Here is a 21,873-nt window from a genome sequence, read left to right as displayed (position 1 = left end):
GCCACGCCCCGCCGGGGCGGTTGTTCCGCGAGTCGTACGAGGACGGCGAGACCCTGCGCGAACGGCTCTTCGGGCAGGGCAACGCCCGGCTGCTCGACGACCACCCGGGCACCCGCCTCCGCGACCTCGCGGGCGAGGGCCGCGCCGCGGGTCCTGGACCGGTCGCGTCAGCCGGGGAGTTCGCCGTCCAGTAGGCCGAGTCGGCGCATCCAGTCGTCGTCGAACACCTTGGAGAGATAGTTGCGGCCGGAGTCCGGCAGCACCGCCACGACGAGATCGTCCGGGGTCAGCTCGGCCGCCACCCGGACGGCCGCGGCCACCGCCGTGCCCGCCGAACCGCCGACCAGCAGGCCCTCCTCGCGGGCCAGCCGGCGGGCGGTCAGCAGCGAGTCGCGGTCGCTGATCCGCTCGAACCGGTCGACGACCGCCTGGTGGTAGGCGGTCGGCCAGGTGTCGTCGACCGTGTCCGGGTGGCGGGAGTGCCCGATGCTCTCCACGGAGTACGCGCCGCCGTCGCCGCCGGAGTAGACCGACGCCTCCGGGTCGGCGCCGACGACCGTCACCCGGCCGCCGCTCGCCTCCTTGAGGTATTCGCCCGTCCCGGAGATGGTGCCGCCGGTGCCGATCCCCGACACCAGATGCGTGATCCGCCCGTCGGTCTGCCGCCAGATCTCCGGACCCGTCGTACGGAAGTGGACCTCCGGGTTGGCGGGGTTGTCGTACTGGTTCGCCAGCCAGGCCCCCGGGGTCTCCCCGGCGACCCGGCGGGCCACCGAGCGCACATGGTCGGGATGCTCGCGCGGCACGTTGCTCGGGCAGACGATCACCTCGGCGCCGTACGCGCGCAGCAGGGCGACCTTCTCCGTACTGCTCTTGTCCGAGATCGAGAAGACACACCGGTAGCCGCGCTGCGCGGCGACCATGGCCAGACCGACCCCGGTGTTGCCCGAGGTGCCCTCGACGACGGTACCGCCCGGCAGCAGCACCCCGGCCTTCTCGGCCGCCTCGATCATCGCCAGCGCGGCACGGTCCTTCACGCTGCCACCGGGGTTGACGAACTCCAGCTTCACGTAGACCGGCGCGGGCGCCGCACCGGTGACGCGGTTGAGCCGCACCAGCGGGGTGTTGCCGACCACGTCGGCCAGGGATGCGTGGACGTCCAAAGCAGTGCTCCTTGCGTGCGCTCGTGCCGCCGAATCCGTGACGTCAGCCGCGGCCAGGCTATCCGGGCGGCGCGGCCCCGCGGGCGCCGGGGACGGCGGCGGCCGCATCGTTTCAGTCGTGTGAAATGGGGCTGCCGTGGGAAATCCCGACCGCGCGCCGACGGTTACCGTGAAGGACGATCACACGCTTCGGCGCGGCGGCGGACGAGCCGCTGCCCGATCCGACGACGGTGAGGTGAACGGTATGCAGGCGCCCCACCGCCGCGACGACGGACCGTTGGTCTCCCGGCGCCATGTCGACCTGCTCCGGGTGAGCAGCGCACTGTGTCCGAGGACGTCGCCGGCCCGCTGAGCCCCCAGGTACGCCTCGCGCGTCCGGTGTTCCTCAGCCGCGCCTTCCGTGATCGGCAACTGCCGCGTCCGGCCTGCCCGTACGCCTCGGCCGGCCCCTGCCTGCCCTGAACTCACCTCGACCGGAGGCATCCAAATGACTGACAGCGACGCCGGGCGCACCGCATTGCACATCGCCCTGGAGGCCGACGGCGACGGCGCCCATCCGGCAGCCTGGCGCCACTCGGGACGGCCGCCCGCCGCCGTACTGACCTCCGCGGCACTGCGGGACGTGCTCGCGGCGGCCGAGGGCGCCGGCTTCACCCTCGTCACCTTCGCCGACTCCCCGCTGCCACCGGGCACCGGGCCGGGGACAGCCGCAGGCCGGCTGGAGGCCGGGACAAGGGCCGCCTACGTCGCGCCGCTGACCGACCGGATCGGCCTCGCACCCACCCTGCATGTCGCCACCACGGAACCGTTCCATCTCGCCACCCAGTTGGCGAGCCTGGACCACGCCTCGCACGGCCGGGCCGGCTGGGTGGTCGGCGCGGCGGCCGGCCCGGACGACCTCGCGACCGTCGGGGGAGCGGCACCGGCCGCCGCGGCGCTGCACCGGGAGATCGCCGACGTCATCGACACCGCCCGCGCCCTGTGGGACTCGTGGCAGGACGACGCGGTCATCAAGGACGTTGCCACCGGCCGCTTCGTCGATTCCCGGCGCATCCGTCACATCGACTTCGAAGGGCCTACGTTCAGCGTCAAGGGCCCGCTGATCACGCCGCGTCCGCCGCAGGGCCAGTTGGTCGTGCTCGTGCCGGACACGCTGGACGCCGACGCGCGCGCCGACGTGGTCCTGGTCGGACGGCCCGATCCCGCCGCCGTCGCCGCCCGCGCCGGGCAGGCCAGGGAAGCGGGCGCCCCGCTGGTCTTCGCCGACGTGGAGGTCGTCCTCGACGCCGGCAGGCCGGCCGCCGCCCGGCTCGCCGAGCTGGACGGAGCGGCCGAGTGGCCGGCCTCCGGTGCGGTGCGCCATGTCGGCTCACCGGAGCAACTGGTCGATCTGCTGGGCCGGTTGGCGGAGTCGGTCGACGGGGTCAGGCTGCACCCCGCCGTACTCGCCGTCGACCTGCCGGTCCTGACCGAGCGGGTGCTGCCGAAGCTGGCCGCCGCGGGGCTGACCCGCGCCCCGAGGGCGGGCGCCACCCTGCGCGAAACGCTCGGCCTGCCCCGCCCCGCCAACCGATTCGCCGCCGCGGCGACGAGCAACTGAGGTGAGTGCCATGACCGAACCCCAACCCCGAATCCACCTCGGCGTGTTCTTCACCGGCGTCGGGCCGCAGTTGATCTGGACCGACCCGGACGCGCCCTCCCACACGGCGATCGAGACGTTCGTGGAGATCGCGCGGACCCTCGAACGCGGCCTGTTCGACGCGTTCTTCCTCGGTGAGGGGCTGCGGGTACGGGAGAACCGCGGCCAGGTCTTCGACCTCGACGTGGTCGGCCGCCCCGACGCGATCACCCAGCTCTCCGCGCTCGCCGCCGTCACCGAGCGGATCGGCCTGGTCGCGACGCAGAACACCACCTACAACTACCCGGCGGACCTGGCCCGCAGGCTGGCGAGCCTGGATCTGCTGTCCGACGGCCGGGCCGGCTGGAACATCGTCACGACCGACAACGCCTGGACGGGCGCCAACTTCCGCCGTGGCGGCTGGCTGGAGCACGAACGCCGCTACGACAGGGCGGGACAGTTCGTCGAAGCGGCCAAGGAGCTGTGGGCGTCCTGGGCCCCGGACGCCGTCGCGCCCGACGGGCAGGCCGCCGGCTGGGCCAGGCCCGGCGCCGTCAGCCCGGTGGAGCGGGACAGCGACCTCGTACGGCTGCGGGCGACCGCCACCCTGCCGGGCAGCAGGCAGGGCCGCCCCGTGCTGTTCCAGGCGGGCGACTCCGACGGCGGACGCGAACTCGCCGCGCGCCACGCCGATGTGGTCTTCTCCGCCAACACCGAGTACGGCAAGGCCGTCGCCTACGCCGCCGACCTGCGCGACCGGCTGGCCCGCCACGGCCGTACGCCGGACTCGCTGCGGATCCTGCCGGGCGCCAGCCTCGTCCTCGGCGACACCGCGGCCGAGGCGGCGGAAAAGGCCCGCTGGGTGCGCGGCGAGCAGGTGAACGGCCCCCGGTCGATCGCCTTCCTGGAGCAGTACTGGGGCACCGACCTGTCCGGTTACGACCCGGAAGGACCGCTGCCCGACATCGAGCCGACCGAGGACGAACTCGACCCTTCGCGGGGCACGATCTCGATCGAGCACCGTAGCGGCAAGCTGGCCCTGATCCAGAAGTGGCGCGACCTCGCCGCCGAACGGAACCTGTCGATACGCGAGTTGGTGGCCGAGGTCTCCCCGGGCCACCCGTCCTTCGTCGGGACCCCCTCGTCCGTCGCCGACGAGTGGACCCGCTATGTCAGCAGCCGCGCGGTGGACGGCTTCAACCTGCTGCCGCATCTGCTGCCGGCCTCCATCGACGACATCGTCGACAAGCTCGTGCCGGAACTCCAGGAGCGGGGCGTCTACCGCACCGCGTACGAGGGCGCCACTTTGCGCGAGCACCTGGACCTGCCGCCGCTGTGACGTCCTGGCGTCGCCGTCGCCGCCCTCGGCCGGTGTTCAGCGGGCGAACGTCTCCGACAGGCGTACCTGATGGCCGTCCTTCTCCATCAGGACCACCGTGACGCCGAACGGGTTCGGATGGTCCATCTCCATCGGGATGAAGGCGTAGTTGACAGCGGCCTGGACGGGCGGCACCAACTCACCGGCCGGCTCGGGCGCGAGGGGCGGCAGCCACCGCGGTTCGGCCGGTGAGCCGGCGCCGGCCTGTTCCTCGTACGGGAACCGGTGCAGCACATGCCCGTCCCGCGTGGCGTGGACCATGTTCAGGCAGGGCGCGGGGCCCGACACGGGCAGTCGGCAGGCGGTGGCGACGTCGTCGCTCTCCCAGGCGAGCACCACCTCGTCCGCGCCTGCGGCGGCGGCGATGTTCGACAGCTCGGCGACGGCGGTCTGCCCGTCGTCGCCCGCCGTGAAGGGACGGACCCAGATGAGCCCCACCAACTCGCCCCGTACCAGCGGCATGATGACCGGCCTCGGCACGGCGCCCTGGCCCAGCTCCGCGCTGTAGGCGGCCTTCATCGAGCTGACAAGCCCGTCCCACGTCCGTGCGTCCACGGAACTCCCCTTCACCCTCTGCTGCCTTCGGTCACCGCCGACCCTGTCACACGGCGCGCGCCGTCAGCGGACCGGGCCGCGCAGCCGGGCGCGCAGTTCCTGTACGCCGTTGCCGATGAAGCTGGCGTGCCGGGGGAGCTGGGCGTCCGGGAGGGTGAGGTCCAGGTCGGGGAAGCGGGTGAACAGCTGCTCCAGGGCGACTGTCGCCTCCAGCCTGGCCAGCGGCGAGCCGAGGCAGAAGTGCGGGCCGTGGCCGAAGGAGATGTGCCGGTTGGTCTCCCTGGTGATGTCGAAGCGGTCGGCGTCCGGACCGTGGGCCGCCGTGTCACGCCCGGCGGCGGAGTACGCGGCGAGGACCGGGGTGCCGGTGGGGATCGTGGTGCCGTCCACCGTCAGGTCACGGGTGGGGTAGCGGAACGGGAAGTAGCTGACCGGGCTGTCCCAGCGCAGCGTCTCCTCCACCACGTCCGACCAGCTGGCCCGCCCTTCGCGGACCAGCTCCAGCTGGTCGCGGTGCGCGCACAGGGCGCGGACGCTGTTGCCGATCAGGTTCAGCGTCGTCTCGTGCCCCGCGATGATCATCAGCAGCAGCGTGCCGACGAGTTCGGCCTCACTGAGCTGGTCGTTCTCGCTCTCGCTGGCCGCGATCAGGGCGCTGGTGAGATCGTCCCCCGGCGCCGCACGGCGCGCTTCGACGACGGCGGCGAGCGCGGCGAGCACATCGCGGCTGGCTGCCTGCGCGACCTGCGGGCTGACATCGGTGCTCACGATCCGGTTGGACAGCTCGTGCAGCTGCTCCCGGTGTTCGCGGTCGACGCCCAGGAGTTCGCTGATGACGTCGAGCGGCAGCGGCAGCGCGAAATGCCGCCGCAGGTCGACGGTGCCGTCGCCCTCCGCCGCCACCCGGTCCAGGCCGTCCAGCAGCTCGGCCGTCAGCGCCTCCACCTTCGGCCTGAGCGCCTCGACCCGGCGCGGGGTGAAAGCGGCCGTCACCAGGGAGCGCAGCCGCCGGTGCTCGGACCCGTCGGCGGTGGTCATGCCCTGCACGCTCGCGAAGGCCCGCAGCGGCCAGTCCTCCGGGATCCGCCCGTCGTGCAGCGCCGCGAAGTGCGTGTCGCCCTTGGCGACATCGGGGTGGGCCAGGAACTCCTTGAGCGCCTCGTGCCCCAGGACCGCCACGGCCGGCACCTCGCCGGGCAGGACGACGGACGCCACCCCACCGCGCGCGAGGAGGGCGGCGTTGGTGGCGTGCGGACAGCCGCCCGCCGGGTCGATCCGGTACGGGACGTCCACGGGCGGTTCGGGCGTGTGGGACGAGGTCAACGGAGTGCTCCTGCCTGCCGTGCGAGGTGCGGTTGCGGGGCGGTGAATCGGACGGGCAGGGCGCGCAGCCCCCTGCTCCAGGGAGAGTTGATCCAGGACAGCTCCGATTCCGGTACGGCCAGTTTGAGGTCGGGCAGCCGGTGGCGGATGGTGTCCACGGCGGTCCTGGTGATCAGCCGCGCCGGGTCCTGCGCGGGGCAGGCGTGCGGCCCGGCACCGAAGGCCAGATGGGAGCGGTTGCCGACGACCGGGACGCCGTCGTCGGGAAGAATGCTCGGGTCGGCGTTGGCGCCGGCCAGTCCCAGGATGAGCATGTCACCCGTACGGATGTCCTGACCGCCGAAGCGCAGGTCGCCCGTGGCGTACCGGGCGGGGAAGTTCTGCGTCGGCGGGAAGCGCCAGAGGACCAGGTCGAGCGCGTCGTCGACACTGAGCCGGCCGCCCGTCAGCGACGACTGGAACGACGGGTCGCACAGGATGATGCGCAGCGTGGTCGCGATCCAGTTGAGGACGGTCTGGTTGCCGGCCACCAGGATCGACACCAGATTGGCCTGCACCTCGGGGTCGGACAGATTCGCCGGATGGCGCAGCAGGACGGAGGTGATGTCCGTGCCGGGCCGGCGCCGCTTCTCCGCGATGAGCGCGTACAGGATCTCGTCCATCCGCTTTCCGGAGTCGGCGGACGACGCGTCGGCGCGGGACAGCCCGGAGATGGCCCGCACCAGGTCCTGCCCGGTGGTCTCGTCAAGACCGAGCAGACCGGTGATGACCCGCATCGGCAGCTTGCGCGCGTAGTCCAGCACCAGATCGGCCTCGCCGCGGTCGGCGAACCCGGCGATCAGCTGCTCGGCCGCCGCCTCGACCGTACGGCGCAGCTGGTGTCCGTCCACGCCGGTCAGGGCGAGCGAGACGGGCTGCCGCATCCGGCGGTGCTCGCGGCCGTCGGCGAACAGCACAGCGGGCCGGTAGCCGACCATGGGCAGGATCGGCGAGTCCGCGGGCACCTTGCCCTCCTGCATGAGCCGCCAGCGGCGCGGGTCGTGGGAGAAGTGGTGCTCCTCCCGGGTGAGCCGCAGCAGCTCGCTGTGGCCCAGGACCAGCCAGGCGTCGAGTCCGGGGGCGAGCATCACCGGGGCCACCGGACCGTGCACGCGCCGCAGTTCCTCGTACAGGGCGGGCAGCGTGTCGCCGTCCAGCTCCGGTCCGTACAGCGGCGTGGGCCTTCGGGGGTCGACGGCCGGGACCTGCTGGTGCGGTGGGACGGCGTCGTGCGGTGGGACGGCGGAGGGGGTGGCGGTCACGCGAGCTCCCTGACGGAGTCGATGTGGATGAGGTGGCGCACGAGCGTGATCAGCGCCCGGACGCTGGAGGTACGGTCACGGGCGTCCAGGATCACCAGGGGAGTGCTGGGCAGCAGGTCGAGTGCGGTCCGCAGGTCGTCCTCGGGGTGGGTCGGGCTGTCCGGGAACTGGTTGACGGCGACGACGAACGGCAGGTCCAGGTCCTCCAGATGCCCGAGGGCGTCGAAGCTGGCGCTCAGGTCGCGGGTGTCCACGAGGGCGAGTCCGCCGAGCGCGCCGATGGCGAGGTCACGCCACGCGGGCAGGAAGCGGTGCTGGCCCGGCGTGCCGAACAGGTAGAGCACCAGCTCGCCGCCGAGCGTCATCCGGCCGAAGTCCAGCGCGACCGTGGTGGTGGTCTTCGCCGCGGGCCCGCCGGTGTCCACCCGGGAGCCCGCCTGCGTCATCGCTGCCTCGGTCTGGAGCGGCGCGATCTCGGAGACCGTGCCGATCAGGGTGGTCTTCCCGACCCCGAGCGGACCGACCACCATGATCTTGGCAGCCCCCGCGACGCCCGGCGCGAGGTACGCGGGTGCGCTCGCGCCCGGCGCGCTTCCGCCCGGTGCGCCCGCGTCCGCCGTGCTCCCGTCCGCCGTGCTCCCGTCCGGCGCGCCGCTCTCCATGACACCGACGCCCGACGACGGCTCAGATTTGTTGTTCGAGGCCATCCAGGATCCTTTGCAGCATGCTCACGTCGGTGCGTTCGGCCCGGCGAATGGGCGGACGGGTCAGTATCAGTCCCCAGGTCAGAAGGTCGGACAGCAGCACCCGGACGACCGGCAGGGGCTGGTCGATGTACGCCGCGACCTCGCCGACCGAGATCAGCCCCTGGCAGTACGCCAGGATGTCGCGGTGCTCCGGCTGTAACGCCGCTGCCCCGGCCGGCTGCTCCGGGTCGACGGCGACCACCAGGGACTCCCAGGACAGCGTCGGCCCCTCGGCGTCCGCCCGGCCGCCGGTGATGACGTAGGGCCGGATCGCAGGGACGGTCCGTTCCTGCGGTTCCGTCATGACGACGGGCTCACCGGCTCCCGCGCGGGGCTGCTCAGGTGCTCGTTGATCTTCACGACCAGGACCTGCATCTGATGGGCCACCCGCCCCATGTCCGCGTCGAGTTCGGCAGCGACGCCCAACTGCGCACCGACACCGCCCGAGGTGAAGAGCACGAAGCCGCGATCGGACTCCACCATCACCTGCCGCACCGCCGCGTCCTCCCCGTACAGCAGGGCGGCGGTGGACTTGCTGGTCGCCGCCAGAGCGGCGCTGGCCGCCGACAGCGTGTCCGCGGTGTCCTTGCCCAGGGCGGGCGCCGACTCGGCGGACGACCGGCCACGGAGCAGCCCGTCCTCGGACAGGACGACGGCGTGCCGGACGCCGGGCAGCGCGGTCAGGGGTTCCAACATCCAGCCCAGGTCGGGGAGTCGGGCGATTCCGGTCATGACCGGCCTCCATCATTCTGTGTAGGTACGTCGTCGCTGTCCACGGCTGTGCTGTCTGTCTCGTCGCTGTCGCTGACGTCCCCGCCGCCCGCGGCGTTGGTCCTGCGGCCCTTCAGCGTGCCGGCCACGACGCTGGAGATCGAAGCGGCTGCGGCCTCCGGCGACCAGGCGGGGGCGTCCTCCGCCGCGTCGCCAGGGGCTGACAGCGGTGGGGCGTCTGCCGATCCGTTGGCACGGGCGGCGGCGGCCGCTCCCCGGCGCCGGCTGCGCCTGACGGGCAGCCCGCCCGGGGTCTGCACCGCCGCCGCCACCGGAACCGCTGTAGCGCTCTCCTCGGCGATCGGCCGGGGCGGCGCGGAAACGGCCGCGGGTTCGGTCAGCAGGGCCAGCGGCACGAACGTCACCGCTCGGGTCCCGCCGTAGGCCGAAGCACTCGAAAGCTCCACCCGGAAGCCCAGTTCACGCGTCCAGCGCCCGACGCAGGCAAGCCCGAGCCGGGGTACGGCGCCGAGCTGGGTCAGGTCCAGATCGTCCCGCAGCTGCGCGGTGGCCTGCTCCAGCACGTCGTACGGCATGCCGAGACCGGCGTCGTCGATCTCCACCACAGCCCCGGCCGCCACCTCCCGTACGGTGACGACGACTTGGGTGGAGGAAGGGGAGTACACCGTGGCATTCTCCAGGAGTTCGGCGATGCTGTGCATCAGCCCCTCCACCACGGGCGGCGCCACGTACAGCGACTCGCCGCCGTGCACCGATACCCGCTGGAACTCCAGGATGCGCGACTTCGCGCCCCGCACGCAGTCGTAGAGCGAGACGGGCCGCGACTCCCGCACGGCCGGCCACACCCCGCACATCACCAGCAGCACCTGCGCCTTGCGGGTCATCTGCGCCGCCGCGTGGTCGGCCTGCATGACCGGGCCCATCAACCGCGGATCGCTCAGCGTCTGTTCGACCCGGTCCAGGACCTCCTGCTGCACCGTCGCCATCTGATGGACCGTACGGGCGACGGCCTCGAAGGCCGCCATCACCGCGTCCCGCATGGCCCGCTCCTGGCGGACCGCCTCGGCGGGCCCCTTCTCGGCGAACCACGCGACCAGCGCGTCCATGTCCCTCGCGAAGGTCTCCCCGGTGGCGTCGGGCCGCGCGAATCTGCCGGTGAGGCCGGTCAGCTCCTGCCCCGTACGCACCTGTTCGACGACGGCCGGCAGCTCGGCCGTCAGGGCGGCGACCGCCGCGCCCCTGGCCTGCGCCGTGCTCTGGTCGCGCGCGTACTCCGCCCGTACCGAAGCGAGCCGGTGACGCAGCGACAGCGCCCAGACCACCGCCAGTACGAACGCCGCCGCACAGACGCCGGCCAGCAACGGCCGCGCCGATTCGGGGAACGCCCAGCCGGCGAGAGCGGCGCACCCCGCCGCCACGACCACGACGATCACTGACCAGGCCGCCCGGCGGGCCGTCCCGCTCAGCACGGCGACCACACTCTGACGTACACGCAAACCACGGCCACGAAGATAGAAACCTTCCCGAAATGGTGGGGCTCCCGGGACGGGAGTGATCGGAAACGTTCAGATCATATGAGCAATTAGGCGACTGCGGGCGGTAGTTGTTCGATTGTTGTCGTCACCACACGCTTCCACCGGCCGACCGCGACGATGAGCCCGCGCGAACAATTTCCGGCATACGGGTATGGAACGGCCCTGCCGGGGCAGCAGACCGATCGCCTTCCGCCAACGGCGGTCAGCGCGGCGACGGCGCGCGAGAAGGTGCCCTTGTCCTGCCGTGCTGAAACGGAAGCTCCATGACCCGATGCCCGACGTCCGCCACGACACGCCTGCGCGGTCAGGAGCCCTCCGACCTGGTGACGACAGTGCGTCAGATGCGTCTGCCGGACGCCGGGGTCCCGGTGCTCGCGCGGTTCCGCTACGACCGCGCCGACCCGTTCGGCGTGACGCTGGTCCTCACCCCGGCCGGCCGGCCGCCGGTCGTCTGGCACCTCTCGCGTGAGCTGCTCAGCTCAGGTCTCCGGGTGTTCTCCGGCATCGGCGCCGTCCGGGCGTGGCCCTCGCCCGGCCAGGGGGCCGAGGGACAGCTGCGGCTGCGGCTCGGGCCGAGCGAGGCGTACGCCCTCTTCGAGATCGACCGGGCCGGCCTGCGGCGCTGGCTGGAGCGTACGTACGCCTCGGTGCCCAGGGAGACCGAGGCGCACGGCGTGGACTGGGACGCGCTGACCACCCGGCTGCTGTCGGAGCCCTAGGGAGTGTCCGCGAAGTATCGTCGTCCGCCCTTGGCCAGACGAGACTTCGCGGACACTCCCTAGGTCGCGTCCGGCGTGCGGGGTTCCTCTTGGGACGTGACCACTGCGGCCCGGGACGTGATCACGGCGGCCGGGTCGAGCGTGCGGTGTACGAGTTCCTGGGCGATCTCGCTCGGGCGTCTGCCCTGCCGCGAGCTGTACGCCCGCAGAGCGGCGGCGGCCTCGGCCGGGGTCAGCAGTCCGTCGGCCGCGAGCATGCCCTTCGCCGTCTCCAGCGTCGCCTTCGCCGAGATGACCGCCTGGACCAGGGTGAGGACGTCCTGCGGGCGTACCGGCTCGGCCTCCCACTGCATCAGCGCGACGGCCGTGACATCGGCGAGCGCGCCCGCGAGCCGCAGATCGTCGTCGCAGAGCGCGCGGGGCGCGGCGCCGAGCAGGTTGAGCGCGCCGATCACCTGGCTGTTGACCCGTACGGGTACGGCGTGCGCGCTGCGGAATCCCGCGGCGCGCGCCAGCGGTACGAACCCCGGCCAGCGGTCCCCGTGCTCGGCGAGGTCCGCCGCGTCCACCGGCCGGCCGTCCCGCAGACAGTCCACGCACGGGCCTTCGCCGGTCTGCAGCTGGAAGATCTCCAGCAGATCGGCGCGCTCGTCGGACACGGCCATCGTCCGCAGCCCGGCGCGTGCCGTGACCATCATGATTCCGGCGGCGTCAGCGCCGGTGAGCCGTACGCAGTGGTCGACGAGCCGGTCGACGAGGACCAGGGGATCCACGCCAGGGGCGAAGGTGTCGGTGAGGCTGACAAAAGCCTCCGAGATCTGCTGCTGGCGGCTCATGCCGGATCCACCGTCTCTGTCTTCGGCGCCGCGGTGACGGGCCTATTCGTCGAGGATCACTCTGTGCGCGATGACGTCCCGGGCGACCTCGGTCACCGTCCGGCTCTCCAGGAAAGCGTACGCGCGCAGCCTGGCCAGGGCGTACTGCGGATCGACGCCGAGCTGCACCATCACCATGCCCGTCGCGTAATGCACTTCCTCGTGCTCGCTCTGCGCCGCGTCCAGCCAGGAACTGACGTCCTGTCCGCCGACGGCCCCCGCGCCGACGTCCGCGGCGTGCAGCCGCATCAGCGACAGCGTGATGGCGTCCCCCGCGGGGAACGCGAAGGCCATGTCCCGCGCACTGAGGTTGCCCGGCTGTTCCCGGTAGAGATCGAGCGTGCCGACGGTCATGGCCTCGCTGCCGAGCGGCAGGGAGAAGACGGCCCGCACCCCCAGCTCCACGGCACGCTGCGCGAAGACGGGCCAGCGGCGCGCGTCGACGCCCTGGGTGAGATCGCCGGCGAGCACCGGAGCGGCGAGCGAGAGGGCGCTGTGGCACGGCCCGTCCCCCAGCGTGTACTGGGCCTCGGCCAGGGCCTCCGCCACCGGACTGCTCGACCACCACAGCGTGCGCACCTCGGGCCCGCCCGAAAGGGAGACCGAGGCGCCGGTGATGTCGAGCACGTCCACGCACGCCCTGCACAGCGCGGCGGGAATCTCCTGCGCGTCCCGGCCGTCGACCGCGACGGCCAGCGCGTGGAAGAGCCGGTCACGACCGCCGGAGCCGGCCTCTTCCGGCGCGTACGCGTCGGACCGGCGGGTACCGCTCTCGTCGTCCCCGTCGAGATCGCCGGGCTCCATCGCGTCCACCTCCGGCAACGACGCCCGATCGTCGTCGCATCCACCGTCCATAGTATTCACCCCCGTCCGAGGCCCCCGGCCGGACGAGCGCGCGTTAGGCCCCGGGAATCGCGGGTACTGCGGCATACGTCGCCAGCATCCTCAACCCCCACGATTCCGTCACCGCCCCGCGATTGCACCGAAAGGCCAACCTGTGTCGATCAAGGTGTCCGACTTCATCCTCCAGCGGCTGCGCGAGTGGGACGTCGACCATGTCTTCGCCTACGCGGGTGACGGCATCAACGGCCTCCTCGCCGCGTGGGGGCGGGCCGGGAACAAGCCCACGTTCATCCAGTCCCGGCACGAGGAGATGTCCGCCTTCGAGGCGGTCGGCTACGCCAAGTTCTCCGGCAAGGTCGGGGTGTGCGCCGCGACCTCGGGGCCCGGCGCGATCCATCTGCTCAACGGTCTGTACGACGCGAAGCTCGACCACGTGCCGGTGGTGGCGATCGTCGGGCAGACCAACCGCAGCGCCATGGGCGGCTCGTACCAGCAGGAGGTCGACCTGCTGAGCCTGTACCAGGACGTCGCCTCCGACTTCTGCGAGATGGTGACCGTCCCCCAGCAGCTGCCGAACGTGATCGACCGGGCCATGCGCACCGCCTACGCGAAGCGCACCGTCACCGCCGTCATCATCCCCGCCGACGTCCAGGAGCTGGACTACACGCCGCCGTCGCACGCGTTCAAGATGGTGCCCTCCAGCCTCGGTGTCGGCTCGTACGCGCCGGTCCCCGCCGCCGAGGAGATCAGCCGCGCCGCCGAGGTGCTGAACGCGGGCGAGAAGGTCGCCGTCCTGATCGGCCAGGGCGCGCGCGGCGCGCGCGCCGAGGTCGAGGAACTGGCCGACGTCCTCGGCGCCGGCGTGGCCAAGGCGCTGCTCGGCAAGGACGTCCTGTCCGACGAACTGCCGTATGTGACCGGCTCGATCGGGCTGCTCGGCACCCGTCCCTCGTACGAGCTGATGCAGGACTGCGACACGCTGCTCGTGGTCGGGTCCAGCTTCCCGTACAGCCAGTTCCTGCCGGAGTTCGACCAGGCGCGCGCGGTGCAGATCGACATCGACCCGTTCATGGTCGGGCTGCGCTACCCGTTCGAGGTCAACCTCGTGGGGGACTCCCGCGAGACGCTCAGGGCACTGCTGCCGCAGCTGGAGCGGAAGAAGCACGGCAAGTGGCGTAAGAAGATCGAGAAGGACACCGCCCGCTGGTGGGAGGTCATGCAGCGGCGCGCGGCCGTGGACGCCGAACCCGTCAATCCCGAGTACGTCGTGCACGCACTCGACGCGCTCCTGCCGGACAACGTGATCCTGACCGCCGACTCGGGTTCCTCGGCGAACTGGTACGCCAGGCATCTGCGGCTGCGCGGCGCGATGCGCGGCTCGCTGTCCGGCACGCTCGCCACCATGGGCCCCGGTGTCCCGTACGCCATCGGCGCCAAGTTCGCCCACCCGGACCGGCCGGCCATCGCCATCGTCGGGGACGGCGCGATGCAGATGAACGGCATGGCCGAACTCATCACGGCCGCCAAGTACTGGTCCGAGTGGCAGGATCCGCGGCTGATCGTCGCCGTGCTCAACAACCAGGACCTCAACCAGGTCACCTGGGAGATGCGCGCCATGACCGGCGCCCCGCAGTTCCTCCCCTCGCAGGAGCTGCCCGACGTCCGGTACGCGGACTTCGCCCGCTCCATCGGCCTCGAAGGCGTACGGGTCGAGGAGCCCGGTGAGGTGGAAGACGCGTGGCAGCGCGCGCTCGCGGCCGACCGACCCTTCGTGATCGACTTCCGTACGGACCCGGCCGTGCCGCCGATCCCGCCGCACGCCGATCTCGACCAGATCGAGGCCGCGGCCTCCTCGATCGTCAAGGGCGACAGCGACCGGCTGGGCATGATCCGGCAGGGACTGAAGTCCAAGGCGCAGGAGATGCTGCCCGGTCACCGGCACCGCGACGACCGGCCGGGCACCCAGGAGGACGCGTGAGTCCCGGGCCGGACGAACAGGTCGAGCGGCGGGCACCGGACGAGCCGACCGGACTGTCCAGGCGCTCGTGGTGGGCGGTACTGAAAGGCACCGCCAAGGAGTTCCAGGTCGACGAACTCGGCGACCGCGCAGCGGCTCTGACGTACTACAGCGTGCTGTCGCTGTTCCCCGCGCTGCTGGTGCTCGTCTCGCTGCTGGGGCTCGCCGGGCAGTCGGCGAGCGACCAGGTCCTGGACAACCTCAAGCAGCTGACCCCCGGTTCCGCCCGGGACATCGTCAGCGACGCGGTACGGCAGTTGCAGGGCAACGGCGGACTCGGCTCGATCCTGGCCGTGGTGGGTGTGCTGCTGGCGGTGTGGTCCGCCTCGGGGTACGTCGCCGCGTTCATCCGCACGTCGAACGTCGTCTACGACGTGCCCGAGGGGCGCCCGGTGTGGAAGGTCCTCCCGGTCCGCGTCGCCATCACCGTGGTCCTGATGCTGATCGCGGTGGCCAGTTCGCTGATCGTCGTCTTCACCGGCGGCGTGGCCCGGCAGGTCGGCACGTCGCTCGGCATCGGCGACTCGGCCCTGACCGTCTGGTCGATCGCGAAATGGCCGGTGCTGGTCGTGTTGGTCACGGCCATGATCGCGCTCCTGTACTGGGCCTCGCCCAACGCCAAGGGGCGCGGCTTCAGGTGGATCACCCCGGGCAGCCTTGTCGCCCTGGTGCTCTGGATGATCGCTTCGGCGGGCTTCGCCTTCTACGTGGCCAACTTCAGCTCGTACAACAAGACGTACGGGACGCTCGCCGGCGTGATCGTCTTCCTGGTGTGGCTGTGGATCAGCAATCTGGCGATCCTGCTCGGCCTGGAGTTCGACGCCGAACTGGCCCGCCAGCGCGCGGTCGCCGGCGGCTACCCCGCGGGCAAGGAGCCCTACGTCGAACCCCGGGACACCCGCACCTGGACCGAGGACGAGAAGGAGCGGCTGGCCTGAAGACCGTGCGGACTCGCCGCATCGGTCAGCGGCCCGCCGCGGTGGCCCCCGGTGCCTCCAGCGGCCGGGACGGCTCGCCGCGCGGGGGCTGCTGCGCCCCCGCGGTGGTGTCGGCGCGGCCGCGCGCGGCCGACGGGGCGACGGACCGTGCGGAGACAGCCGTACGCGCGGAGCTGGGAGCGCCGGTCCTCGGCCGGTCGGACGGGCGGGGATCCGAGGGCTCGGGCCGCGCCGACGGGGTCGCCTGCGGCGGTGCGACCGGCCGGGTCGTCGTCGGCGTGGGTCTGCTCGGCGCGGGCGGCGCCAGCGGGACCGTCGGGGACGCGGGCGGCTGGGACGAGGACGCGCCGAGCGGCAGCGCGACGAGGACGGCGGCGGCGACCGCGCCCGACACACCGATCCCGGCCGCCGTTCGCAGCATCCGGCGGCGGCCCGCACCCCGGCGGACCGCCCGGAACCTGCCGGGCGGCGGCGGGAGGTAGTCGGACGTGGGCCGCAGGATGTAGGTCAGCGGGTCGTCGGGTTCGAACTCGGGACCCTCGTCAGAGTGTGTGGTCAAGGCTTCTCCTCAGATGTGCGCGGAGCAGTTCTCTGGCCGCGTGGAGATCGGCCTTGACGGTCCCTTCCTTGCGCCCGGTCAGCACGGACACCTCCCGGATCGGCATGTCAGCGTAGTAGTGCAGCAGTATCGGGACGCGCAGCCGTTCCGGCAGTGACTGCACGAGCAGGCGCACCGAAGGGTCGGCCTGTTCCTCCTGCGGACGCACCGCTGCCTCGGCGGTGGCGCGGTGCACGGCCTTGCGCTCGCGCTCCAGCTTGCGCCAGTGGTCCCGGACGAGGTTGGCGGCGGTGACGTAGAGGAAGCCACGCGGCTCGGCGACGGACGTCCAGCGCGCCCACAGCCGGGTGAATGCCTCCGAGGCGATCTCGTGGGCCGTCCCGTCGTCGTCGACGAGCCGGCGGCACCAGCCGGCGAGGCGCGGGTAGACGGCGGCGAACAGTTCGGACGCTGCCTTCTCGCGGGACCGTTTCAACGTTCTCCATGGTCATGATGCGTGTGGGGGGTAAGAGGGCGAGGACCCCGGGCCGGTGCCTCCGGCCCGGGATCCGAGTGGCGGGGTCAGCGGGTCAGCCTTCAGCGACTCAGCGACTCAGCGACTCAGCGGCTCAGCGGCTCAGCGGCTCAGCGGCTCAGCGGCTCACGGAGCTGAGGGTCGCGAACACGATCACGTTGTCGCGGTACCCGTCACCTGTCCGTGGTCCGCCGCAGGTGACGAGCCGCAACTCCGGCCGGTCCACGTCCCCGTAGACCGCGTCCGTCGGGAAGTCCGCCTTGGACACCGTCCGTACGCTGTCGACGGTGAACCCCGCCGCCGTACCGTTCGCCAGGCGCGCCACGATCCGGTCGTCCCGCCGCAGCCGCACGAGGTGACGGAAGATCCCGTCCCCGTAGGCGCCGACGGTGACATGCCCCAGGATCACCGAGGGACCGCGCTGGCCCGGTGTCGGCGAATGCCGGTACCAGCCCGCGCGGTCGTGGGCCGCGACCGGTGGCACCTGCACACTGCCGTCCGGCGCCAACCCCAGCTGGATGAGCGGGGTGTCGACGCCGATGGCCGGGATTCGCAAGGTGACGGGGACCGAACGCCCGACGGCGCGCACCGCCTTCGCGGACGGCCGCGCGGGCGGCGGCGTACTGCGGGGGAGTGCGGCTGTCGCACGCCCTTCGCCGTGACCGCCGCAGCCCACCAGCAACGAGGCCATCGCCGCTGTGGCGAACGCGCGCCTGGAGAGCGGGGTCATGCCAAGGTCGCCCGCCGGCGGCGTACCACGAAGACGGCGGCGCCGCCGGCGACCAGCGCTGCCGCGCCGGCACCGATCAGCCCCTCGGTGGTACCCGACCCGGCGGGCGCCGTCGCGACCCCGGTGTCAGGTGCACCGCTCGGTACGACGGAGACCTCACCCGCGCGGTCGGTCGGACGGGCCGGTGCGGCGCTCGGCACCGCGCTGGCGCGCGTCGCGGGCTCCGCGGTGGCGGCGTCGGAGGGGCGGGCCGGTGCGGCGCTCGCGGAGGGCGTCGGCCCGTCGGCGAACGCGGGCACCGTGCTCGCCAGCACAGCGGTGCACGCGAGTGCTACGGCAAAGGGGACTGTTCGGCGCATGGATCGCTCTCTTTCGTCGGTCCGCCCGCGCTCGTGCTCGGCGGGCTGGGTTACGGATCGACAGGAGAGACGAGGCGGCGGTACGCCGAGTTGTAAAGAGACGGCAAAGCCGTCGGAGACCGCCGTCCGGGGACGACGATGCGGTGCGGGTCCGCACCTGTCTGCGGACCCGCACCGCCTTTCCCGGCCCGGGAGCCCTGACGCTGCCCGGGCCGGAAGCTAAGCCGCCGCTCAGGCCGGAAGGACGGACAGCGACACGACACGGGCGTCGTGCGCGCCCCTGCCCCGCACCTTCAGCGCCACGTAGCGGGCGGTGCCCTTCGCGGCGAGTGTCGCGTTCTGCCCCTTCGTCCGCAGGGTGCCGGCCGGCTGGTACGACAGCCCGTCGGCGCTGAACTCGGCCTGCGCCGTGGGCGCGTGCCCGCTCGTCCAGCCGACCCTGATCTCCTTGATCGCCGTCGGCGCCCCGAGGTCGACCACCATGCGGCCTTCGGCCCCCGGCGTCCACGACGTGTGCGGGTCACCGTCGACAGCCGCTGCCGGGTCGGACATGCCGTCCGGGAGCGGCGCCGTCGGGAAGGTGATGCGCCCGAGCGCCGCGTCGGCGAGCGGGTAGGCGGCCGTCCCGGACACGGACACCCGCTCCGTACGGCCACGGCGCACGCTCGCGAGAGTGGTGTGGCCGCCCGGCGTGGTGACCACGAGCAGGCAGGAAGGACCGGTCAGCGTGAGCGTGGCCGCGTCCACGACCTCGGCGCGCAGCCCGGTGGGCACCCGTCCGAGGCCCGCCGCGCGCAGGACGAAGCGGGCGGGTGCGACCGCGGCCCCCGCGGCGGGGAGCACGGCGTTGTAGTCGGTACCGGCGGACGTCACCGTCTGGGTACCGGCGTACAGCTGCACCGAACGGGTGTCCTGCGGCACGGAGACCGTGGTGGTCACCGCGGTGGCCGACAGGTTGAAGAGGCTGAGATGACCGCCCGCCGTGCTCGCGCGCACATCGGCGTGCGCGGACGTCGGTGCCTTACGGGCCTCGGCCGCCTTCACCTTCGACGGGTCGCCGTCCGGGTACCCCTCGACGACCACGGACTCCGCGGGGCCGTCGGAGAGGACGAGCGTGTCACCGTAGACGGCGATCGGGTTCTTCGCGCCGCGTACGACGAGGCCCGCCCTGCCGTCGACCGAGACCCAGCGCCCGGTGCTGGTGAGATCGGCTTCCGGGTAGCGCGTCAGGTCCGTCCAGGTCTTCCCGTCGGCCGAACCCTGGAGGATGTACGCGCGGCCCGCGGCGGACTCCCAGCGCAGGGTGACCTGGTCGAAGGCCTTCTCCTCACCGAGGTCGACACTGAGCCAGCTGTCCGTCTTGGGCCGGTCGGCCATGGAGACGGCCCAGCGCGTCGCGAGATCGCCGTCCACGGCCAGCGGCGCGCCCTTGCCCGTGTCGGCGGACGACGCGGTCGCGGTACCGCCCCGAGCGAGATCGGTGCCGTCGGCGCCGTCGCGCACCTCGATCGCGTACAGCGAGTAGCCGTACTTGGGATCCGGTGAGACGCCGAGCATCCGCACGTGCCGGAAGGACGCCTTGGTGAAGGTGGCCTCGTCCGTGCGCCCGGTGGCGGGCGGCGGGGTCGTGGAGCCGCCGTCCTTGGCGGCGACGGTCTTCTTGCCCTCCGCCGTCGTGTACGTACGGCCGCCGTCGAGCCCGGCGATGCCGGGCATGGTGAAGTTGTGCACTTCGAGGTGGCCCTCGCCCGAGCCCGTACCGCTCGTCGCGTAGACGACGGCGCCCGACGGGAGCGTGGTGAATCCCGCGAAGCCCGTGGGCAGGGTGAAGAGCGTGGCGCTCGCGTCGAAACCGTCACGCGGTTCGCTGTACGTGACGGCGGACCGGGCCTTCGGCGTGCCGGTGCTCACGGGCAGGAACATGGGCGTGGCGCCGCCGAGGGCGAACAGCCAGTCGTCGTGGGCGGGTTGCCAGGCGAACTTGACGAAGCCCGCCTTGCTGACGGCCGCCGCCCAGGCGGCGGGGGTCTGGTGCGCGACGAGACCGGGCGCGGTGCCGAAGTCACGCACGCCGCTGGCCTGCGCGAACAACTCCTTCTCGGTGAGCGGGCGGACGGCCTTGCCCTGCTTGGCGCGCCACTCGTGCAGCAGGTAGCTGATGGCGACCTCGGCGCGGGCCTCCGGCTCGTACTTCGGCTCGCCGGAGAACTTGGTCAGCCGGTTGACCGGCGGGTACGCCTGGTACGCGGCCAGCCGCTCGGACAGCGCCACCTCGGCGCGTGCGGCGGCCCGGTCGCCGAGCACCTGCGCGAGGAAGGCGATCGGGATGACATCGCGTCCGTACAGGTGCTCACGGTCGTTGACCATCGGCATCAGCGGCTCACCGGAGTCGCTCATCACGGTGAGCAGGGTGTCCCAGAGCAGCCCGGCGTTCGGCTGGGCTGTCAGCACCTCCGGCAGCGGCCGGCCCGCGGTGATGAAGTGCGCCGCGTTGCGTCCGGACGTACGCCACAGCTCGGACTGGTAGTGCGGCCCGAACGAGCCGTGGTTCTCGACGATGAAGGTGTCGTAGAGGTTCTGCGCGGTGTTGTCGCTGATGGGCACGCCGTCGACCTTGGCGGGATTGGCCCGGTCGGCTGCGGGCAGCCCCGTCTCGTTACGGCTCCACCGGCCGAAGGCGTCCTTCCACTGCGGGTACTTCGCGTTGCTGGAGGCCCAGGCGAGACCCGGGGCCAGCGACTGGGCGTAGACGCCCATCTCCTCCAGCTTGGTGTCCCCCACGAAACCGCCGGTCAGGCCGTTCGGCGTCCAGGTCCCCGACGCGGGGTCGTTGCCCGTGCCGAGACCGGTGGTGAACTCTGCCTGCGCCTGCACGATCGTGTCGACGTTGGCGCGGGTCGCGTCGTCCAACTGGTCCCACAGAAGGCGCGCGGCGAGGACGAAGTAGAGCTGGAACGTGGTGTCGAAGAAGAGGGTGCGGCCCCATTCGGTACCGCCGGTGAGGCGGTTGGAGGCGGCGAAGTGCTTGATGGTGTCCAAGGTGTGGGACAGCAGCGTCTTCTCGTCGACACCCGCGCTCTTGGCGTCGTAGGTACCGCGGGTCAGCAGCAGGGCGTTGCCGAGGACGACGGCGAAGCCGAAGTCCTTGGCCGTGTAGTAGCCCTTGGCGGCGTCCCACTGGGTCTCGGACCACTGGGTGTGGGTGAGCAGCGCCTGGTAGTAGGCGCCGGCGACATCGTCGGGGGCGGACGGCCTGCTACCGCCCGGCCGGTGGGCGCCCGACCGGTCGGCGGCGACGGCCGACGAGGAGCCGAGGGAGGACGCTGCCCCCAAGGCCACGGTAACGGCGCCCAGTTGGGCGAATCGGCGTCTGCTCAGCTCGGCCGGGTGGTGGTTCACGCGGATGCGCCTCCTGGGATCGAACTCAAGACAACGTTGTCAAGGTGGGCTCATTCTTCGTATACGGAAGCGAAATCGTCAAGAGTCGGGAGAGCGGAACTCGCGCGACGGCTCCACGGAAGTTCTCGGCCGGGGGTGTCCCTTACGCCGCTGCCCGTTCGTCGTCAAGATGAGAGATCACCGACTCCGGAGGACCCAGATGCGCTACGCCCTGATGATCTACGCCGAGCCCGGCCACGGCGAGACGCTGTCGGACGTGGAACGGGAAGCGGCGTACGCCGAGTTCCTGACGCTGGCCGACGACCCGCGGGTCGTCGGGTTCGCCCAGCTGGGACCGGCGGAGACGGCGACCGGCGTACGGGTGGCCGGCGGCCGGACGCTGATGACCGACGGTCCCTTCGCCGACACCAAGGAAGTCCTCGGCGGTATCTGCCTGGTCGAGGCGGCCGATCTGGACGAGGCGATCGAGTTCGCGACGCGCATCCCGACCGCCCGGCTCGGCGGCGGTGTCGAGATCAGGCCGGTGGAGCGGTACTGACCGCGCTCGAGGAGGTCTTCAGGGACGAGTG

At 72.2% G+C, this 21,873-nt stretch carries 22 protein-coding genes and 1 pseudogene; 8 read left to right on the top strand and 15 right to left on the bottom strand.

What is annotated here, in order from left to right; translation table 11 throughout:
* Positions 1-20 precede the first annotated feature (20 nt).
* Positions 21-194 (top strand): hypothetical protein, encoded by a 174-nt coding sequence (locus OHS57_RS03115; RefSeq protein ID WP_328580916.1) that lies wholly within the window; start codon positions 21-23, stop codon positions 192-194.
* Here the strand turns inward: OHS57_RS03115 and OHS57_RS03110 are convergent.
* A pseudogene (locus OHS57_RS03110) lies at positions 174-1,163 on the bottom strand (PLP-dependent cysteine synthase family protein); the annotation flags it as partial. The gene OHS57_RS03115 and the pseudogene OHS57_RS03110 sit on opposite strands and share 21 nt — an antisense overlap.
* 244 nt (positions 1,164-1,407) lie before the next feature.
* On the opposite strand from OHS57_RS03110, the gene OHS57_RS37750 reads away from it, so the two are divergent.
* The 3 genes from OHS57_RS37750 (at position 1,408) to OHS57_RS03100 (ending at position 4,120) form a co-directional block, all read left to right on the top strand.
* Positions 1,408-1,515: a putative leader peptide gene (locus OHS57_RS37750; protein WP_443042833.1), complete on the top strand. Its 108-nt coding sequence runs from the start codon at positions 1,408-1,410 to the stop codon at positions 1,513-1,515.
* Between the two features lie 135 nt (positions 1,516-1,650).
* On the top strand, positions 1,651-2,763 hold the full coding sequence (locus OHS57_RS03105) for an LLM class flavin-dependent oxidoreductase (protein WP_328580915.1): 1,113 nt from the start codon (positions 1,651-1,653) through the stop codon (positions 2,761-2,763).
* Positions 2,764-2,773: 10 nt separating this feature from the next.
* On the top strand, positions 2,774-4,120 hold the full coding sequence (locus OHS57_RS03100; protein WP_328580914.1) for an NtaA/DmoA family FMN-dependent monooxygenase: 1,347 nt from the start codon (positions 2,774-2,776) through the stop codon (positions 4,118-4,120).
* A gap of 36 nt (positions 4,121-4,156) precedes the next feature.
* Here the strand turns inward: OHS57_RS03100 and OHS57_RS03095 are convergent, their stop codons facing one another.
* From OHS57_RS03095 to OHS57_RS03065, 7 genes are all read right to left on the bottom strand, one after another.
* Positions 4,157-4,714 carry a hypothetical protein gene (locus OHS57_RS03095; RefSeq protein WP_041998869.1) on the bottom strand — a complete coding sequence of 186 codons (558 nt, stop codon included), beginning with the start codon at positions 4,712-4,714 and terminating at the stop codon, positions 4,157-4,159.
* A 63-nt stretch (positions 4,715-4,777) separates the two neighbouring features.
* The gene (locus tag OHS57_RS03090; protein ID WP_328580913.1) at positions 4,778-6,037 is read right to left on the bottom strand and encodes a cytochrome P450 family protein; all 1,260 of its coding nucleotides are present in this window, start codon (positions 6,035-6,037) and stop codon (positions 4,778-4,780) included.
* Entirely contained in the window at positions 6,034-7,338 is a 1,305-nt protein-coding gene (locus tag OHS57_RS03085) for a cytochrome P450 (RefSeq protein ID WP_443042832.1), read from the bottom strand. The genes OHS57_RS03090 and OHS57_RS03085 overlap by 4 nt, the downstream gene beginning before the upstream one ends.
* On the bottom strand, positions 7,335-8,045 hold the full coding sequence (locus OHS57_RS03080) for a GTP-binding protein (protein ID WP_241778838.1): 711 nt from the start codon (positions 8,043-8,045) through the stop codon (positions 7,335-7,337). The genes OHS57_RS03085 and OHS57_RS03080 overlap by 4 nt, the downstream gene beginning before the upstream one ends.
* The gene (locus OHS57_RS03075) at positions 8,023-8,388 is read right to left on the bottom strand and encodes a DUF742 domain-containing protein (RefSeq protein ID WP_041998874.1); all 366 of its coding nucleotides are present in this window, start codon (positions 8,386-8,388) and stop codon (positions 8,023-8,025) included. The genes OHS57_RS03080 and OHS57_RS03075 overlap by 23 nt, the downstream gene beginning before the upstream one ends.
* Positions 8,385-8,816: a roadblock/LC7 domain-containing protein gene (locus tag OHS57_RS03070; protein WP_041998877.1), complete on the bottom strand. Its 432-nt coding sequence runs from the start codon at positions 8,814-8,816 to the stop codon at positions 8,385-8,387. Before OHS57_RS03070 ends, OHS57_RS03075 begins: the two co-directional genes overlap by 4 nt.
* On the bottom strand, positions 8,813-10,312 hold the full coding sequence (locus OHS57_RS03065) for an ATP-binding protein (RefSeq protein ID WP_328580912.1): 1,500 nt from the start codon (positions 10,310-10,312) through the stop codon (positions 8,813-8,815). Before OHS57_RS03065 ends, OHS57_RS03070 begins: the two co-directional genes overlap by 4 nt.
* A 380-nt stretch (positions 10,313-10,692) precedes the next feature.
* Here OHS57_RS03065 and OHS57_RS03060 point away from each other — a divergent pair, with 380 nt between their 5' ends.
* On the top strand, positions 10,693-11,070 hold the full coding sequence (locus OHS57_RS03060) for an SsgA family sporulation/cell division regulator (protein WP_328580911.1): 378 nt from the start codon (positions 10,693-10,695) through the stop codon (positions 11,068-11,070).
* Between the two features lie 59 nt (positions 11,071-11,129).
* Here the strand turns inward: OHS57_RS03060 and OHS57_RS03055 are convergent, their stop codons facing one another.
* Together OHS57_RS03055 and OHS57_RS03050 are read right to left on the bottom strand one after the other, a co-directional pair.
* Positions 11,130-11,906, bottom strand: coding sequence for a GAF domain-containing protein (locus OHS57_RS03055; RefSeq protein ID WP_328580910.1), 777 nt, complete (start codon positions 11,904-11,906; stop codon positions 11,130-11,132).
* A gap of 42 nt (positions 11,907-11,948) precedes the next feature.
* Complete coding sequence (locus OHS57_RS03050) at positions 11,949-12,800, bottom strand: GAF and ANTAR domain-containing protein (protein ID WP_328580909.1); 852 nt, start codon at positions 12,798-12,800, stop codon at positions 11,949-11,951.
* 148 nt (positions 12,801-12,948) lie between these two features.
* On the opposite strand from OHS57_RS03050, the gene OHS57_RS03045 reads away from it, so the two are divergent.
* The gene (locus tag OHS57_RS03045; RefSeq protein WP_443043045.1) at positions 12,949-14,766 is read left to right on the top strand and encodes a thiamine pyrophosphate-requiring protein; all 1,818 of its coding nucleotides are present in this window, start codon (positions 12,949-12,951) and stop codon (positions 14,764-14,766) included.
* The gene (locus OHS57_RS03040; protein WP_328580907.1) at positions 14,763-15,743 is read left to right on the top strand and encodes a YihY/virulence factor BrkB family protein; all 981 of its coding nucleotides are present in this window, start codon (positions 14,763-14,765) and stop codon (positions 15,741-15,743) included. Before OHS57_RS03045 ends, OHS57_RS03040 begins: the two co-directional genes overlap by 4 nt.
* 25 nt (positions 15,744-15,768) lie before the next feature.
* Here the strand turns inward: OHS57_RS03040 and OHS57_RS03035 are convergent, their stop codons facing one another.
* From OHS57_RS03035 to OHS57_RS03015, 5 genes are all read right to left on the bottom strand, one after another.
* Positions 15,769-16,302, bottom strand: a complete 534-nt coding sequence (locus OHS57_RS03035) for a hypothetical protein (RefSeq protein ID WP_328580906.1) — start codon at positions 16,300-16,302, stop codon at positions 15,769-15,771.
* Complete coding sequence (locus tag OHS57_RS03030; RefSeq protein ID WP_328580905.1) at positions 16,286-16,777, bottom strand: RNA polymerase sigma factor; 492 nt, start codon at positions 16,775-16,777, stop codon at positions 16,286-16,288. Before OHS57_RS03030 ends, OHS57_RS03035 begins: the two co-directional genes overlap by 17 nt.
* A 157-nt stretch (positions 16,778-16,934) precedes the next feature.
* A complete protein-coding gene (locus OHS57_RS03025) occupies positions 16,935-17,546 on the bottom strand; it encodes a class F sortase (protein WP_328580904.1) in 612 nt (203 codons plus the stop codon).
* Positions 17,543-17,905, bottom strand: a complete 363-nt coding sequence (locus OHS57_RS03020; RefSeq protein WP_328580903.1) for a sortase-dependent protein — start codon at positions 17,903-17,905, stop codon at positions 17,543-17,545. Before OHS57_RS03020 ends, OHS57_RS03025 begins: the two co-directional genes overlap by 4 nt.
* A gap of 231 nt (positions 17,906-18,136) precedes the next feature.
* A complete protein-coding gene (locus tag OHS57_RS03015; protein ID WP_328580902.1) occupies positions 18,137-21,304 on the bottom strand; it encodes a discoidin domain-containing protein in 3,168 nt (1,055 codons plus the stop codon).
* Between the two features lie 199 nt (positions 21,305-21,503).
* Between OHS57_RS03015 and OHS57_RS03010 the strand changes: the two genes are divergently transcribed.
* Positions 21,504-21,842: a YciI family protein gene (locus OHS57_RS03010; protein WP_041998902.1), complete on the top strand. Its 339-nt coding sequence runs from the start codon at positions 21,504-21,506 to the stop codon at positions 21,840-21,842.
* The last annotated feature ends 31 nt before the right edge of the window (positions 21,843-21,873 follow it).

It is taken from the genome of Streptomyces sp. NBC_00370 (genome assembly GCF_036084755.1).
Taxonomy (GTDB): Bacteria; Actinomycetota; Actinomycetes; order Streptomycetales; family Streptomycetaceae; genus Streptomyces.
The sequence above is the reverse complement of the archived record's forward strand: the minus strand, read 5'-3'. Positions and strand labels throughout refer to the sequence as shown.

Bases quoted from the DNA above. Each gene is read 5' to 3' on its own strand.
- OHS57_RS03070 (WP_041998877.1), bottom strand. From the start codon at position 8,816: ATGACCGGAATCGCCCGACTCCCCGACCTGGGCTGGATGTTGGAACCC.
- OHS57_RS03060 (WP_328580911.1), top strand. From the start codon at position 10,693: ATGCGTCTGCCGGACGCCGGGGTCCCGGTGCTCGCGCGGTTCCGCTAC.
- OHS57_RS03025 (WP_328580904.1), bottom strand. From the start codon at position 17,546: ATGACCCCGCTCTCCAGGCGCGCGTTCGCCACAGCGGCGATGGCCTCG.
- OHS57_RS03020 (WP_328580903.1), bottom strand. From the start codon at position 17,905: ATGCGCCGAACAGTCCCCTTTGCCGTAGCACTCGCGTGCACCGCTGTG.
- OHS57_RS03100 (WP_328580914.1), top strand. From the start codon at position 2,774: ATGACCGAACCCCAACCCCGAATCCACCTCGGCGTGTTCTTCACCGGC.
- OHS57_RS03010 (WP_041998902.1), top strand. From the start codon at position 21,504: ATGCGCTACGCCCTGATGATCTACGCCGAGCCCGGCCACGGCGAGACG.
- OHS57_RS03055 (WP_328580910.1), bottom strand. From the start codon at position 11,906: ATGAGCCGCCAGCAGCAGATCTCGGAGGCTTTTGTCAGCCTCACCGAC.
- OHS57_RS03080 (WP_241778838.1), bottom strand. From the start codon at position 8,045: ATGGCCTCGAACAACAAATCTGAGCCGTCGTCGGGCGTCGGTGTCATG.
- OHS57_RS03105 (WP_328580915.1), top strand. From the start codon at position 1,651: ATGACTGACAGCGACGCCGGGCGCACCGCATTGCACATCGCCCTGGAG.
- OHS57_RS37750 (WP_443042833.1), top strand. From the start codon at position 1,408: ATGCAGGCGCCCCACCGCCGCGACGACGGACCGTTGGTCTCCCGGCGC.
- OHS57_RS03075 (WP_041998874.1), bottom strand. From the start codon at position 8,388: ATGACGGAACCGCAGGAACGGACCGTCCCTGCGATCCGGCCCTACGTC.
- OHS57_RS03050 (WP_328580909.1), bottom strand. From the start codon at position 12,800: ATGGACGGTGGATGCGACGACGATCGGGCGTCGTTGCCGGAGGTGGAC.